17 protein-coding genes are annotated in these 14046 nt (G+C 72.3%); 4 read left to right on the top strand and 13 right to left on the bottom strand.

Features of this window, described 5'->3' with window-relative positions; all coding sequences use genetic code 11:
* On the bottom strand, positions 1-354 hold a 354-nt coding region (locus ACWEVO_RS12930; RefSeq protein WP_452307726.1), incomplete at its 3' end, for an EamA family transporter.
* A gap of 92 nt (positions 355-446) precedes the next feature.
* Between ACWEVO_RS12930 and ACWEVO_RS12925 the strand changes: the two genes are divergently transcribed.
* Genes ACWEVO_RS12925 through ychF form a run of 3 tightly spaced genes read left to right on the top strand, consistent with a single transcriptional unit; the run spans position 447 to position 2872 of the window.
* The gene (locus ACWEVO_RS12925) at positions 447-956 is read left to right on the top strand and encodes a MarR family winged helix-turn-helix transcriptional regulator (protein ID WP_452307725.1); all 510 of its coding nucleotides are present in this window, start codon (positions 447-449) and stop codon (positions 954-956) included.
* 34 nt (positions 957-990) lie between these two features.
* Positions 991-1737 carry a Type 1 glutamine amidotransferase-like domain-containing protein gene (locus tag ACWEVO_RS12920; RefSeq protein ID WP_452307724.1) on the top strand — a complete coding sequence of 249 codons (747 nt, stop codon included), beginning with the start codon at positions 991-993 and terminating at the stop codon, positions 1735-1737.
* A 49-nt stretch (positions 1738-1786) separates the two neighbouring features.
* Positions 1787-2872, top strand: a complete 1086-nt coding sequence (ychF, locus tag ACWEVO_RS12915) for a redox-regulated ATPase YchF (RefSeq protein ID WP_452307723.1) — start codon at positions 1787-1789, stop codon at positions 2870-2872.
* Positions 2873-2923: 51 nt separating this feature from the next.
* Here the strand turns inward: ychF and ACWEVO_RS12910 are convergent, their stop codons facing one another.
* From ACWEVO_RS12910 to ACWEVO_RS12875, 8 genes are all read right to left on the bottom strand, one after another.
* The gene (locus tag ACWEVO_RS12910) at positions 2924-4141 is read right to left on the bottom strand and encodes a low temperature requirement protein A (protein ID WP_452307722.1); all 1218 of its coding nucleotides are present in this window, start codon (positions 4139-4141) and stop codon (positions 2924-2926) included.
* Positions 4142-4282: 141 nt separating this feature from the next.
* On the bottom strand, positions 4283-4807 hold the full coding sequence (locus ACWEVO_RS12905; protein WP_452307721.1) for a GNAT family N-acetyltransferase: 525 nt from the start codon (positions 4805-4807) through the stop codon (positions 4283-4285).
* Positions 4808-4853: 46 nt separating this feature from the next.
* Positions 4854-5213 (bottom strand): hypothetical protein, encoded by a 360-nt coding sequence (locus ACWEVO_RS12900; RefSeq protein ID WP_452307720.1) that lies wholly within the window; start codon positions 5211-5213, stop codon positions 4854-4856.
* A gap of 124 nt (positions 5214-5337) precedes the next feature.
* Positions 5338-5715 carry a hypothetical protein gene (locus tag ACWEVO_RS12895; RefSeq protein WP_452307719.1) on the bottom strand — a complete coding sequence of 126 codons (378 nt, stop codon included), beginning with the start codon at positions 5713-5715 and terminating at the stop codon, positions 5338-5340.
* Positions 5716-5960: 245 nt separating this feature from the next.
* Positions 5961-6668 (bottom strand): SanA/YdcF family protein, encoded by a 708-nt coding sequence (locus ACWEVO_RS12890; RefSeq protein ID WP_452307718.1) that lies wholly within the window; start codon positions 6666-6668, stop codon positions 5961-5963.
* A gap of 76 nt (positions 6669-6744) precedes the next feature.
* A complete protein-coding gene (locus ACWEVO_RS12885) occupies positions 6745-7467 on the bottom strand; it encodes a class I SAM-dependent methyltransferase (RefSeq protein ID WP_452307717.1) in 723 nt (240 codons plus the stop codon).
* Positions 7467-7829: a PH domain-containing protein gene (locus ACWEVO_RS12880; RefSeq protein ID WP_452307716.1), complete on the bottom strand. Its 363-nt coding sequence runs from the start codon at positions 7827-7829 to the stop codon at positions 7467-7469. Before ACWEVO_RS12880 ends, ACWEVO_RS12885 begins: the two co-directional genes overlap by 1 nt.
* A 33-nt stretch (positions 7830-7862) precedes the next feature.
* The gene (locus ACWEVO_RS12875) at positions 7863-8171 is read right to left on the bottom strand and encodes a 4a-hydroxytetrahydrobiopterin dehydratase (RefSeq protein ID WP_393183128.1); all 309 of its coding nucleotides are present in this window, start codon (positions 8169-8171) and stop codon (positions 7863-7865) included.
* A 184-nt stretch (positions 8172-8355) separates the two neighbouring features.
* Between ACWEVO_RS12875 and ACWEVO_RS12870 the strand changes: the two genes are divergently transcribed.
* On the top strand, positions 8356-8796 hold the full coding sequence (locus ACWEVO_RS12870; protein ID WP_452307715.1) for a (deoxy)nucleoside triphosphate pyrophosphohydrolase: 441 nt from the start codon (positions 8356-8358) through the stop codon (positions 8794-8796).
* A gap of 82 nt (positions 8797-8878) precedes the next feature.
* Here the strand turns inward: ACWEVO_RS12870 and ACWEVO_RS12865 are convergent, their stop codons facing one another.
* The 4 genes from ACWEVO_RS12865 to ACWEVO_RS12850 form a co-directional block, all read right to left on the bottom strand.
* The gene (locus tag ACWEVO_RS12865; RefSeq protein WP_452307714.1) at positions 8879-9946 is read right to left on the bottom strand and encodes a succinate dehydrogenase/fumarate reductase iron-sulfur subunit; all 1068 of its coding nucleotides are present in this window, start codon (positions 9944-9946) and stop codon (positions 8879-8881) included.
* Positions 9946-11859, bottom strand: a complete 1914-nt coding sequence (locus tag ACWEVO_RS12860; RefSeq protein WP_452307713.1) for a fumarate reductase/succinate dehydrogenase flavoprotein subunit — start codon at positions 11857-11859, stop codon at positions 9946-9948. Before ACWEVO_RS12860 ends, ACWEVO_RS12865 begins: the two co-directional genes overlap by 1 nt.
* An 11-nt stretch (positions 11860-11870) precedes the next feature.
* Positions 11871-12677, bottom strand: coding sequence for a hypothetical protein (locus ACWEVO_RS12855; protein WP_452307712.1), 807 nt, complete (start codon positions 12675-12677; stop codon positions 11871-11873).
* Between the two features lie 242 nt (positions 12678-12919).
* Positions 12920-14046: metallopeptidase TldD-related protein (locus tag ACWEVO_RS12850; RefSeq protein WP_452307711.1), on the bottom strand; the 1127-nt coding region annotated here is incomplete at its 5' end.

Genomic DNA, 14046 nt, shown 5'->3' with positions numbered 1-14046 from the left:
CCGGCGGCCGGGCCGTTGGCCGAGGACCGCCGCGCCGAGTGCCGCGACCAGGAGCGGCTGGGCCGCACCCAGCACGGCCGCTGTGCCGCCGGGCAGCCGGTACGCGGCGACGAAGAGCAGCGGGAAGAACGCGCCGATGTTGAGCGCGCCGAGGACCGCGGCCCGCCACCACCAGCCGCCGTGCGGCCGGTGCCGGGTCAGGGCGAACAGCAGCAGCCCGGCCGGCAGGGCGCGCAGCACGCCGGACCAGAGCGGCCGGCCGGCGGGCAGCAGCTCGGCGGTGACCAGGTACGTGGTGCCCCAGGTGACCGGGGCGGCGGCGGTGAGCAGGACGTCGGCCCAGCGGCGGTCCATGATGCCTCATCTCTCTCGCCAATAAGTAGCTTAGAGCTAAGCTAATCAGTGTCGAGTGAAAGGGGAAGTGCGGCGTGCGGCACAATCCCTGCGTGGCAGCGGACGACGTGGACCTGATCGTCGAACAGTGGCGGCGGGAGCGGGCCGGGCTGCGCCCCGAGCCGATGGCCGTCTTCGGTCGCATCTACCGGCTCGCCCGGCTCGTCGGCGACCGGCAGGAGCGGGTCTACGCCGGCTGGGGGATCGGTCGGGGCGAGTTCGACGTGCTCGCCGCGCTGCGGCGCGCCGGCAAGCCGTACACCCTGGCCCCCAAGGCTCTCACCGCGGCCCTCATGCTCACCTCCGGCGGGATGACCGGCCGGCTCGACCGGCTGGAGCGGGCCGGCCTGGTCCGGCGGGCTCCCGACCCGGCCGACCGGCGGGCGCTGCGGGTCAGCCTCACCGACGAGGGCCGGCGGGTGGTCGAGGAGTCGGTCGAGGCCGGGCTGGCCGTCCAGCGCCGGATCCTCGACGCGCTGCCCCCCGCCGACCAGCAGCGCCTCGGCGACCTGCTGCGGACCCTGCTGGCCGCCGCCGAGGCCGATCAGCCCGACCGGGCATGATGATCGGGACCGTCGCCGACCGGAGGGGGAGACCGTGCCCGCCAGCGCACCGACCATCGTCGCCACCAGCATGGGCTTCAGCAGCCGCCGCCGCGGCCCGTGGGACGCCACGCCCGGTCCGGTCTTCGACCTGATGGCCGAGCTGGCCCGGGCCGGCGACGCGCCGAAGATCTGCTACCTCAACCAGGCGGTCGGCGATCAGCCCACCTCGCTGACCGTCTTCCACGGCGCGTTCGCCGGCACCCGGTTCCGCGCCTCCCACCTGGCCCTCTTCCCGATGCCCAACGTCGAGGACGTGCGCGCGCACCTGCTCGCCCAGGACGTCATCTGGGTCGGCGGCGGCAGCGTCGCCAACCTCTGCGCGGTATGGCGGGTGCACGGGCTGCCGGAGATCCTGCACGAGTGCTGGCAGGCCGGCGTGGTGCTCGGTGGCGTCTCCGCCGGCTCGATCTGCTGGCACGTCGGCGGCGCCACCGACAGCTACGGCCCGCAGCTGCGGCCGTTCACCGACGCGCTCGGCTGGCTCCCGTACGGCAACGGCGTGCACTACGACAGCGAGGAGCAGCGCCGCCCCCTGATGCACCGGCTCGTCGCCGAGGGCACCCTGCCGACCAGCCACTGCACCGACGACGGGGTCGGGCTGGTCTACCGGGGCACCGAGCTGGTCGAGGCGGTGGCCGACCGGGAGGGCGTCGCCGCGTACGAGGTGACCCGGGCCGAGGACGGCATCGCCCGGGAGACCCGGATCGAGCCCCGGCTGCTGGCCGCGCGGCCCGGCTGATCCGGGTGCCTGCCCGGCGCCGGCGGCGAACCGCGTAAGCTGGCTCGTCGTGAGTCTCACCATCGGCATCGTCGGCCTGCCCAACGTGGGCAAGAGCACCCTGTTCAACGCGCTGACCAAGAACGACGTGCTCGCCGCGAACTACCCGTTCGCCACCATCGAGCCGAACGTCGGCGTGGTCGGGCTCCCCGACGAGCGGCTGGCCAAGCTCGCCGAGATCTTCTCCTCGCAGAAGGTGCTGCCGGCGCCGGTCTCGTTCGTCGACATCGCCGGCCTGGTCCGGGGCGCCTCCAAGGGGCAGGGCCGGGGCAACGCGTTCCTGGCCAACATCCGCGACGCCTCGGCGATCTGCCAGGTGGTGCGCGCCTTCTCCGACCCGAACGTGGTGCACGTCGACGGCAAGGTCTCGCCGGCCGACGACATCGAGACGATCAACACCGAGCTGATCCTGGCCGACCTCCAGACCCTGGAGAAGGCGCTGCCCCGGCTGGAGAAGGAGGCCAAGCTCCGCAAGGACCGGGCCGCCGCCGTCGAGGCCGCCAAGAAGGCCGTCGAGGTCCTGGACAACGGCACCACCCTGTACGCGGGCGCGGCCGCTGCCAAGATCGAGCTGGAGCACCTGCGCGAGCTGCACCTGCTCACCACCAAGCCCTTCCTCTACGTGTTCAACGTCGACGAGGCCGAGCTGGGCAACGCCGAGTTCCTCGACGAGCTGCGCGCCCTGGTGGCGCCGGCCGAGGCGGTCTTCATGGACGCCAAGATCGAGTCGGAGCTGGTGGACCTGCCCGAGGAGGAGGCCCGCGAGCTGCTGGAGTCGATCGGGCAGTCCGAGCCGGGCCTGGACCAGCTCGTCCGGGTCGGTTTCCGCACGCTCGGGCTCCAGACGTACCTGACGGCCGGCCCCAAGGAGGCACGGGCCTGGACCGTCCCGGTCGGCGCGACCGCGCCGGAGGCCGCCGGGGTCATCCACAGCGATTTCCAGCGCGGCTTCATCAAGGCCGAGGTGGTCTCCTACGCCGACCTGGTCGAGGCCGGATCGATGGCCGCGGCGAAGGCCGCCGGCAAGGTGCGGATCGAGGGCAAGGAGTACGTCATGCAGGACGGCGACGTGGTGGAGTTCCGCTTCAACGTCTGAATCCGGGCCGGTCCGCCCACGGCGGTCGGGTCGGTCGGCAGCCGGCCCGGGCTAGTGCGCCGGGGAGGGGCGCTCGGGGGGACGGCCGGCGGCGTGGCGCGCGTCGGCGAGGGCGACGGCGAGCAGGATGAGTCCGGCGACGACCGAAGAGACCAGCGGCGGCGCGAAGTTCAGCGGGATGGCGGCGACCGCCAGGGCGACGATGGCGGCGACGCGCCGGCGTGAGAGCCGGTTGAACACGATGCGTTCCAGGCGGATGCGACCGTAGAGGAAGAGCGCCGGACCGCCGAGGGTCGCCACGAGCCAGGCGGGCTCGGGCAGGCCGCCCGGGTGTCTCAGCAGGGCCTCGAAGCCGACGGCGGTGGCCACGATGCCGAGCACCATGAGGACGTGGGCGGTGCCGGTGGCGCGGCCGGCCGCGTCCCGGTCCCCCGCGGTGGCGAGGGCTTCGGCGAGGACCTGCCCGGAGCGGTAGAAGTAGATGCGCCAGAGCAGCACCGTCGACAGGAACGCCACCACCAGCAGTGCGGAGGTGGCCGGGGTGATCCGCTGACTGGTGAAGGTGGTGCCGACGGCGAGCACCGTTTCCCCGAGGGCGATCATCAGGAACTGCTGGTAGCGCTCGGGCAGGTGGTGCTTGCTGTCGGTGGCCCAGGCGCTGACCGGCGGTTCGGTCGTCCCCGGCACCGGCCAGCGCAGCTGTGCGGAGACCATGTCCACGGTCACCGCGACCCCCCACAGGGCGGCCCGGGCAGCGCCACCGACCACGGCGCCGGCGAGGAAGATCACCGCCGAGATCACGCGCCAGGGCAGCGACCGGAGGTACAGCTGCCGCAGGGGGTGCCCGCGCAGCGCGGGCATCAGGATGAGCGGCCGGCCCAACTGCAGGATCACGTACGGCAGCACGAACGCCAATCCGCGACCGATGAACGCGGACGGCAGCGACGACGACATGACCAGCAACCCGAAGGCACTGGCCAGCACGATGTACTGGATCTTGCGACGGCGGGGGTCGAACCAGCTGGTGATGTGCGCGGTGGTGATCCACAACCAGATCAGCGGTAGCGCCAGCACGAGCAGGTAGGCCATCGCGCGCCACCGGACGACGATGTCGTCGCTGATGATGTCCCGGGCGACCCGGTTGACCACCCCGGCCAGGGCGAACACCAACACCAGGTCGACGAACAGTTCCAGGAAGTTGGCCTGCCGCACGTCCTCGCGACGTTGCAGCAGGTCCTCGCCCCGTCCACCGCCTTCCCGGCCCGCCATACCGCTCATCCTCGCCCGGTCCCACCCCGGCGCACGGAGGGTTGAACGTCGTCCACCCGGAGGGAAGCCGACCCGAACGGCGTAGATCTTCCTTGTCAGTGTTGTACCAAGATCGTCCCGGTGGGTGGGGGCGGTGCGCGCCTAGAGCGTGATCCAGTAGCGCCGCGCCGGGCCCAGTTCGGTGTCCCGGATGTCCGCCAGGACACCGCCGCCGCGCTCGATCGTCCGCGCCGAGGCGATGTTGTCCGCCGCGCAGGTGACCAGTACGCGGTCCAGCCCGAGCGCCCGCGCCTCGTCGAGCATCCGGCCGAGCGCCCAGGTGGCGAGGCCGCGCCGGCGGGCGGACGGCCGGATGCCGTACCCGATGTGGCCGCCGACCCGCAGCAGGAAGTCGTCGAGCCGGTGCCGCAGCGCGATCCCGCCGAGCACCTGCCCGCCCGCCACGATCCACCGGTACGTGCACGGCACCCGGTCCGGGTCCGCCGGCCCCGTCGGGTCCGACTCGTCCGCGAGCCGGGTCACCCAGGCCGCGAACCCGGCCGGCGAGCGGACCTCGTCGGCGGGCAACAGCCCGAAACCGTCCTCGTGGCGGCCGGGGCCCCACTCGTCGTGCGCCGCCAGCCAGGCGTCGTGCAGCCGGACGGTGGGCGCGATCAGTTCGGGCATGACGCGACGATAGCCGTGTGCCGCCCCAGCTGCGGGATCGGCGACGTCAGCCGCCGGGGCACCGGGTGTCGCCGCCGCTGTGTTCCTGACAGTGGCCGGGCGGGGTCGGGGGCGGTGGTGCCGGCCGGAGGTCGCGGTAGGCGAAGGCGGCGACCGGCAGGCCGGGAATCGCGAGCGCGAGGGCCAGCACCAGGAGGACGATCGCGGTACGGGCGAGCCGCAGCCGGTACGCCACGAGCGCGATGATCGCCGGCCCGCAGACCGCCACCAGGGCCAGGACCAGCATCGCCGCTGCGCCCTGACGCCGGAGCGCGGCCGTTCCGGGACCCGGGCCGGAGTAGCTGTCGGCCCACTGTCGCATCCCGACGCTGAACACCCACCAGGCCACCGCGAGCAGTCCGAGCACCCAGGCCAGGACCAGGAACCCGACGACCGGCCCGCCGCGGCGGGCCGGTCACGGTCGACGACGTCATACCGGCGAGCCTGGCCCGAGGTGGGCCGGTCCCGCATGAGCCGGCGTACTCAGTCGGTCATGTCCCGGCGGTGGCGGATCCGGCGAGCAGGTGCAGGGCGTCCCGGCAGCGGAGCAGCCGTGCGCCGATCTCGTCGAACATCGCCGGGTCGGTGCGGCCGCCGTCGCGCCACATGGCCCGCAGCGCGGCCTGGCTGAGCGCCAGCTGGGTGGCCGCCCCCTCGACCATGTTGACGTACTCGTCCCGGTGCGCGGTCGGCACCGACCGGACGGCCGCCCGCGCCGCCTGGAGCGCGGCGCCGGGCCGGGCGAAGAGCGCCTCGGCCTCCGCTTCGGCCGGGCCCGCGCCGATCCCGGCCAGTACGTGCTCCAACTCGACCGCCGCGACGGTCATCCGGCCGATCGCCGCCAGTGTCTCCTCGCCCACCTTCACCACGCCCCGACCTTAACCGGCGGGCCCGCGCCGATCCTTGACGCGCCGCGTACCTGCGAACCGGTCAGGACAAGATTGCGACGCCCGGGGCGGCTTCCGCGCTGCCGGGCGTGTCCCGGCGTGCGGGAGGCACCGCGGAGAGCGACATGTCTCTGGGACATGTTCATGTCTGAGCGACATGTCGCACTGAGGTAGGTGAATCGGGAAGCGCCGCAGGCTCAGCCACCTGCGGATGCCCGCGGGTGCCGTCAGCCGGCGCGGAGGGCGTCCTCGACGCCGGTCTCGTGGCGGCCGAGATGGACGGGATCACGGCCGGAGAGCACGTCGACCGCCGCCTTCACGCAGGCGCCGTACTCGCGGGTGGAGCTGATCCGCCAGCGTTCGGCGTACCGCTTGGCCGTGTCGTCGCCCACCCCGTTCGCGTCGATGCCGAGGTGCCGGCAGAGCGACACGGCGCGGGGCAGGTGGAACGACTGGGTCACCACGATCGCCCGGTCCACCCCGAAGATGCGCTTCGCCCGGGCGCACGAGTCGTACGTGTCGAACCCGGCGTGGTCGAGCACCACCTTCCGGGCCGGCACCCCCCGGTCGACCAGCCAGCGCCGCATCGCGTCGGGCTCGTTGTAGTCGGCGTTCATGTTGTCGCCGGACACCAGGATCGCCCGGACCTTGCCGGCGTCGAACAGCCGCCGGGCGATCTCCAGGCGGCCGGCGAGAAAGGGGGAGGGGGTTCCGTCGGCGCTCACCTTCGTGCCCAGGACCAGGGCGACCGGCGCCGCCGGCACGTCGGCCTCGGCGAAGACGTGCCCGTCCGCGCCGCCGCGGATCCACGCCGCGCTGCCCGCCACCCCGCCCGCCAGCAGCAGCGCACCGACGGCGGCCACGAGAAGCACCCGGCGCACCAGCCGCCGGTGCGTTTCGCACCACCGCTTGACCATCATGCATCGCCCCGGCATGCGGAGGATTATCCCCACCCGGCGCGCGACCAGTCCGGCCGCGCCGCGCCGTCGGATCCGGGATCGGCGGCTGCCCTCAGCTCGCCCGGGCAACGACGATCAGCTCACCGTCGTCGCTCGCGCCGACCGGCTCGCCGGCCCAGCCGCCGTAGCTCCGCTCGACGGTGAAACCGGCGGTGGTGAGGGCGGCCCGCAGCTCCGGACCGGTACGGAAGCGCAATGCGCCGGGGCTGTGCAGCTCCTCGCCGTCGGGGAGGACGTAATGGTGGCGGAAACGGACCAGGCTGTCGCGTACCTCGGTCAGCTCGGTCCAGGCGTCCACGGTGGTGCCGTCGGGCAGGACGAGCCGGCGCCGGGAGTCGGTCGGGTTCCAGCGTTCCCATCGGCGGGCCGCCGGGTCGCGGGAGTCGAACGCCAGCCGGCCCCCGTCGACCAGGGCCCGGCGCAGGTCGGCGAGGGTACGTCCCCACTCGGTGTCGTCCCGGATCTCCTGCGCCACGTGGCTCGTCAGCAGGGCCAGGTCGAACGCGGCGTCGGGCAGGTCCGCGGCCGTGCCCTCGATCCAGGTCACCCGCCCGGCGCCGGGCTTGGCGCGGGCCGCGTCGAGGGCCGCCCGGGCCGGCTCGACCCCGGTGACGGGGTGGCCGGCGGCGGCCAGTGCCAGGGTGAGCCGTCCGGTGCCGCAGCCCAGGTCGACGACGCGGGCCCCGGGGGTCTCCGCCGCGAGCCGGAGGAAGAACTCGTCGTCCCGCCCCCACGGGTTCTCCACGTCGTAGATCGCCGCCAGCCGGTCGTCCATCAGGAGATGTGGTGGAGGATCACGTTGTGCACGTGGTGGCTCTTCTGCGCGCCCCGGAACTCGACCTCGTAGGTGTGCGCGCCGACGTGGATGGCGATCGCGCCGGTGGAGAAGAACGACCCGCCCCAGGACTTGTTGCTCACCACGCTCACGCTGGTGATCTTCGAGTACGGGATGCTGGTGATGGCGTACTTCTTGCCGACGAAGGAGCGGTCCTGGATGATCACCCGCCGGTCGGTCAGGCCGATGAACCCGGTGCCGGCGCCGATCGCGTCGTAGACGGCGATGATCTGTTCACCGGCCAGCAGGCCACTCTGGATCTGCTGGAACTGTTCCCTGCGGTCGTACGTCGGATCGGCCATGCGTCCGACGGTAGGCGGGCCGCGCCAGCCGGGTCAGGGCTCGGTGACCGCGCGGACGGCGTCTTCGATGCGGGCGGCCAGCAGGACCTCACCCTCGGTGAGCGGCTCGCCGTCGCCGTGGCCCACCTTGATCTGCGTACGGTCGGCGCGGCGGCTGATCTCGGGCCGCAGCCGCAGCGCGTCCGCGACCACCGCGACCCGTTCGGTCAGCGCGGCGTGCTGGGTGTCGTCCAGGACGAGGGTGCGGCGGATCTGCTCACCCTCGCGGGTCCACCCGGACAGCAGGGCGAGGGCGTCGCTGAGATAGTCGTGCTTCGACCTGCTGTTGAACAGCACACGCATCACCGCACCTCCCAGGCGTCGTTGCCGGCTTGTGGCCAAATCGTCGCCATCCCGTGTCCTCGTCGACGCCCTCTAGTCTGTCGCCGCGCGGATGGTGTGTCCACGCCCACACTTCCGTGTTCTGTTGGCCTGACGGCGGCCTCCGGTACCCAAACCGCCGATTGATCTGGCACGCTGGACGGCCGTGCGGACCGAACGGGCTAGCGGTAACGGGCAGGCGGAGCGGCGGGAACCGAAGGTGGTCGTCGGGGCGGCGATCATCGCGGACGGCAGGGTGCTGGCCTGCGCCCGCTCCGCGCCCCCGGAGGTGGCCGGGCGCTGGGAGTTTCCCGGTGGCAAGGTCGAGCCGGGCGAGGGCGAGATCGAGGCGCTGATCCGCGAGTGCGCCGAGGAGCTCGACGTACGCGTGGAGATCGGCGCGCGGGTCGGCCGCGACGTGCGGATGGCGCACGGCCGTTCCGTCCTCCGGGTGTACGTGGCCCGCCTCCTCCATGGTGACCAACCGAAGGCCCTCGAGCACTCCGAGCTGCGCTGGCTCTCCGCCGCCGAGCTGGACAGCGTGCCCTGGCTCCCCGCCGACGCGCCGGTCGTCGCCGCGCTGCGTCCCCTGCTCGCCAACGGCTGAGCGGCGGAAGCGACACGGGGGCGGAAACGGGACGGGGGCCGGCGGCATCCGCCGCGGCCCCCGTCGTCGTGTCGTCCGTTGCTCAGTGCTTCGGTTCGTCCTGCTGCGGGTGAGCGAAGTTGAGGTGCTCGGCCGGCAGCGGGAACGTCACGTCGTCGCCGAACGGCGACGGCGCGGCGGCCCGGTCGAAGGTCAGCTCGGTCAGCGGCAGCTTGCCGTTGACGTCGACCGCCGGGGCGGTCGGGTGCGGCACCTCCCGGTGCCAGTTGACGCCCTGCTGCGCCTGCCTCTCGGCCACGGCGTCGTGCGAGCCGCCGGCGTGCGAGTGCACCCCGTGGACGGCGCTGGCGGTCGCGGCGCCGCTGGAGTGCCCGCTGGTCACGCTGGTCTGAGGCACCTGACCCCTCCGGAAGATCTTGCTACCAAGCCACACAAGGGGATCGTACCTGCGGTCGACGACCCGCTCCTTCATGGGGATGATCCCGTTGTCGGTGATCTTGATGTGCTCGGGGCAGACCTCGGTGCAGCACTTGGTGATGTTGCAGAAGCCGAGGCCCATCTCGGCCTGTGCGTACTCCTTGCGGTCGGTCTTGGCGTCGAGCGGGTGCATGTCCAGCTCGGCGGCCCGGATGAAGAACCGGGGACCGGAGAACGCCGGCTTGTTCTCCTCGTGGTCGCGGATCACGTGGCAGACGTTCTGGCACAGGTAGCACTCGATGCACTTGCGGAACTCCTGCGAGCGCTCGACGTCCACCTGCTGCATGCGGTACTCGCCGGGGGCCAGGTCGGCCGGCGGCGCGAACGCGGGCGTCTCCCGGGCCTTCTCGTAGTTGAACGAGACGTCGGTGACCAGGTCCCGGATGACCGGGAAGGTGCGCAGCGGGGTGACCGTGACGGTCTCGGTCTCCTCGAACGTGGACATCCGCGTCATGCAGCTCAGCCGCGGCTTGCCGTTGATCTCCATGGAGCAGGAGCCGCACTTGCCGGCCTTGCAGTTCCACCGGCACGCCAGGTCCGGCGCGTCGGTGGCCTGGAGCCGGTGGATCACGTCGAGGACCACCTCGCCCTCGTTGACCTCGACCGTGTAGTCCTGGAGGTCACCGCCGGTCTCGTCGCCCCGCCAGATGCGGAACTGTCGTTTGGTCCCCATCAGTTGCCCGCCTCCTCAGCGAGGGCGTCGAACTCGGCGAGTTCCTCGTCGGTCAGGTACTTGGCCAGCTCGGCCCGGTCGAAGAGCTGGATCAGCTCCGGGCGCATCTTCGGCAGCGGCTTCTGGGTCAGCCGGACCGCGTCGCCGTCCAGCGAGCAGACCAGGTTCACCCGACGCCACTTCGGGTCCATGGACGGGTGGTCCTCGCGGGTGTGCCCGCCGCGCGACTCCTGCCGCTCCAGCGCCGCCTTCGCCGTGCACTCGGAGACCACCAGCATGTTGCGCAGGTCCAGGGCCAGGTGCCAGCCCGGGTTGTAGCGCCGGCCGCCGGCCGCGCTCACCTTGGCCACCCGCTCGCGCAGCTCGGCCAGCCGGGCCAGCGCGTCGACCAGCTCGCCCTCCCGGCGGATGATCCCGACCAGATCGCCCATCACCGCCTGGAGGTCCTGCTGCAGGGTGTACGGGCTCTCCCCGGTGTCCCGCTGCAACGGCGCCAGCGCCGTCTCCACCGCGGCCTCCACCGCCGCCACCGACACCTTCGGGCGCGCGGTGAGCTGGTCGGCGTACGTGGCGGCGTGGCCGCCCGCCCGCTTGCCGAAGACCAGCAGGTCGGACAGGGAGTTGCCGCCGAGCCGGTTGGAGCCGTGCATGCCGCCGGAGACCTCACCGGCCGCGAACAGCCCCTGCACGGTGCCGTACGCGGCCCCCGAGTCCGGGTCCACCTCGACGCCGCCCATCACGTAGTGGCAGGTCGGGCCGACCTCCATCGGCTCCTTCGTGATGTCGACGTCGGCCAGCTCCTTGAACTGGTGGTACATCGACGGCAGGCGGCGGCGGATCTCCTCGGCCGGCAGCCGGGAGGCGATGTCCAGGAAGACGCCGCCGGCCGGCGTACCGCGGCCCGCCTTGACCTCGCTGTTGATCGCGCGGGCGACCTCGTCGCGGGGGAGCAGCTCGGGCGGGCGCCGGTTGTTGTCCGGGTCCTTGTACCAGCGGTCCGCCTCCGCCTCGTTGTCCGCGTACTGCTTGCGGAAGACGTCCGGCACGTAGTCGAACATGAACCGCTTGCCCTCGGAGTTCTTCAGCACCCCGCCGTCACCGCGGACCGACTCGGTGACCAGGATGCCCTTGACCGAGGGCGGCCAGACCATGCCGGTGGGGTGGAACTGGAGGAACTCCATGTTGATCAGCGTCGCCCCGGCGCGCAGCGCCAGCGCGTGACCGTCCCCGGTGTACTCCCAGGAGTTCGAGGTGACCTTGTAGGAGCGACCGACGCCGCCGGTCGCCAGGACCACGGCCGGGGCCTCGAAGAGGATGAACTCACCGGACTCGCGGTAGTAGCCGAACGCCCCGGCGACCCGGTCGCCGTCGAGCAGCAGCTCGGTGATGGTGGTCTCGGCGAAGACCCTGATCCGGGCCTCGTAGTCGCCGTGCTCCCGCTTGTCCTCCTGCTGGAGGGAGACGATCTTCTGCTGGAGGGTACGGATCAGCTCCAGGCCCGTCCGGTCGCCCACGTGCGCCAGCCGGGGGTACTCGTGGCCGCCGAAGTTGCGCTGGGAGATCTTCCCGTCCTTGGTGCGGTCGAAGAGCGCACCGTACGTCTCCAGCTCCCAGATCCGCTGCGGCGACTCCTTCGCGTGCAGCTCGGCCATCCGGAAGTTGTTGAGGAACTTGCCGCCGCGCATGGTGTCGCGGAAGTGGACCTGCCAGTTGTCGCGGGGGTTCACGTTGCCCATGGCCGCGGCGGCGCCGCCCTCGGCCATCACCGTGTGTGCCTTGCCGAAGAGCGACTTGGAGATGATCGCCGTCTTCTTGCCGGCCAGCCGGGCCTCGATCGCCGCTCGCAGGCCGGCGCCGCCGGCCCCGATCACGACGACGTCGTAGTGGTGTCGTTCGATTCGCGTCTCAGTCATGTCCCGGGCCTTCAGTTGATGAACCGCAGGTCGTGGAACCACCCGGCCGCGATCGCCATCACGTAGAAGTCGGTGAGCGCGAGGGTGCCGAGGGTGATCCAGGCGAGCTGCATGTGCCGCACGTTCAGCCAGGACACGCCGGTCCAGGCCCGGTAGCGCAGCGGGTGCTTGGAGAAGTGCTTGAGGCGGCCGCCGATGATGTGCCGGCAGGAGTGGCAGGAGATGGTGTACGCCCAGAGCATCACCACGTTGCCGATCAGGATCAGGTTGCCGAGGCCGAAGCCGAAGCCCTTCGGGGAGTGGAAGGCGTAGATCGCGTCCCACGTGTTGATCAGCGAGATGATCGCGGCGGCGTAGAAGAAGTAGCGGTGCAGGTTCTGCCCGAGCAGCGGGAACCGGGTCTCACCGCTGTACGCCTGGTGCCCGTCCGGCACCGCGCAGGCCGGCGGCGACAGCCAGAACGACCGGTAGTACGCCTTGCGGTAGTAGTAGCAGGTCAGCCGGAACAGCAGCAGGAACGGCAGGGTCAGCGCCGCGTCCGGGATGATCCACCAGCCGGGCAGGAAGCTGCCGAAGTGCGAGGCACCCTCGACGCACCGGTTCGTCACGCAGGGGGAGTAGAACGGCGTCAGGTAGTGGTACTGGTCCACCCAGTACCACTTGTGCATGAAGACCCGGACCGTCGCGTAGATGACCCAGGCGCTGAGCCCGACGACGGTGATCAGTGGGGCGAACCACCAGCGGTCCGTGCGCAACGTCTTCGCCGCTATCGCGGCGCGTGCCCGCGCCCCTCGCGGCCTCGTTGCCGTTGATGTCATTCGAGTCGTCTCCCTGACGGCGCCCTCGCGGGGGCGGCGGATCAGCTTCCTTACCGGTCAGCGGACCGGCGAGACCGCGTCCACTGCCACGTCTTGCGCACGCATGCGACCACGCCGGCGAACCGGCGTAGCTAAATCACACACGTTACGCCGATCTTCGCGGCCCGGCCGCGCAACGCAGTGTCCCGTGTGTCCGGGACGTTGGAAAGACCCGAGCCATGATCAATATTTGGCGGCGGTGTTCAGCCGGACGCGCCGCCGGTGAAGTTCCACGAGGTCAGCCGTAGCGCCGGGCCCTCCCACCAGACGCCGTCGAGCCGGTCCGGTTGGCGCACCGGGGTCCGGCCCAGGCCGAGCACCTGATCCGGCCCCAGCGCGCGGGGGTAGGACTCGGTGAACCGGAAGTCGCGCACGGCGCGGGTCGGCACACCCTCCTCGACCAACCAGACCCCGTTGCGGGTCAGGCCGGTGATGACCAGGCGCTTCGGGTCGAGCACCCGGGTGTACCAGAAGTCGCTGACCAGGAGCCCGCGGGTCATCCCGGCGACCAGCGCCGCGGTGTCCGGGTCGGCCACCGCGCCGGTCACCCCGCCGCTCACCTGCTCGGCCACCGTGCCGGCCGCGCCGTCGGCGGGCACGTCCGGCCCGCCGTCGGCGGGCAGCAGGCGGAGGTTGCGCGGGATCGGGCCGAAGGTCGACCCGCCGACCATCCCGTGCCCGGTCGACCCCGTGCCCGCCTCCGCGCCGCTGCGCCGATCGTGCGCCACCCCGCGGGTGGTGCCGCCCTCGACCAGGGGCAACGCACGGCGTGGCGTGCCCTCCAGGTCGTACGGCAGCCCGGAGGCGTGCAGCGGATCGTCCACCAGGGTCACCGCCGGATCGAACTGGGCGGCGCCGGGCTCGGCGAAGGACTGCCGTTCGGCGTACCGCTTGCCGTTGAAGCCGTACCAGGCCAGGTTCTGCAGCAGGTCGGTGACTGCGGCCGGTTCGAGCACCACCTCGTAGCGGCCCGGCGGCAGCTCCACCGGGTCGGCGGCGGCCCGTGCCTTCGCCGCGGCCCGGGCGCCGAGCGCCGCACCGTCGATGGCGGCGAGCCGGTCCGCGCAGAGCCGGGCCACCCCGTCGGAGCCGCCGGTGCGGGCGATGCCGTCCATCGCCGCCTCGGCCGTCCGCCCCACCGCCGAGTGTCCGGCCGAGTTGGCGAACGCCCCCGACCGGTACGCCGTCCGGCAGTAGCCGGCCGCCTCCAGCCCGCCCACCGCGTCCACGAAGGCGCGGACCCGGTCGGCCCGCTCGTCCGGCGAGGCGTCCGCGGTGGCCTCGTCGAAGAAGCCTGCCGACGGGATCGGCGCCGGCGGGGTGAGCCCCG

Source organism: Micromonospora sp. NPDC003776 (assembly GCF_053605645.1).
This window is presented reverse-complemented; position numbering and strand designations above follow the sequence as displayed.

What these genes read in the sequence shown, in the direction of transcription:
- ACWEVO_RS12910 (WP_452307722.1), bottom strand. Translation starts at nt 4,141, where the DNA reads ATGGCGGGCCGGGAAGGCGGTGGACGGGGCGAGGACCTGCTGCAACGT.
- ACWEVO_RS12905 (WP_452307721.1), bottom strand. Translation starts at nt 4,807, where the DNA reads ATGCCCGAACTGATCGCGCCCACCGTCCGGCTGCACGACGCCTGGCTG.
- ACWEVO_RS12890 (WP_452307718.1), bottom strand. Translation starts at nt 6,668, where the DNA reads ATGCCGGGGCGATGCATGATGGTCAAGCGGTGGTGCGAAACGCACCGG.
- ACWEVO_RS12885 (WP_452307717.1), bottom strand. Translation starts at nt 7,467, where the DNA reads ATGGACGACCGGCTGGCGGCGATCTACGACGTGGAGAACCCGTGGGGG.
- ACWEVO_RS12880 (WP_452307716.1), bottom strand. Translation starts at nt 7,829, where the DNA reads ATGGCCGATCCGACGTACGACCGCAGGGAACAGTTCCAGCAGATCCAG.
- ACWEVO_RS12875 (WP_393183128.1), bottom strand. Translation starts at nt 8,171, where the DNA reads ATGCGTGTGCTGTTCAACAGCAGGTCGAAGCACGACTATCTCAGCGAC.
- ACWEVO_RS12865 (WP_452307714.1), bottom strand. Translation starts at nt 9,946, where the DNA reads ATGGGGACCAAACGACAGTTCCGCATCTGGCGGGGCGACGAGACCGGC.
- ACWEVO_RS12860 (WP_452307713.1), bottom strand. Translation starts at nt 11,859, where the DNA reads ATGACTGAGACGCGAATCGAACGACACCACTACGACGTCGTCGTGATC.
- ACWEVO_RS12855 (WP_452307712.1), bottom strand. Translation starts at nt 12,677, where the DNA reads ATGACATCAACGGCAACGAGGCCGCGAGGGGCGCGGGCACGCGCCGCG.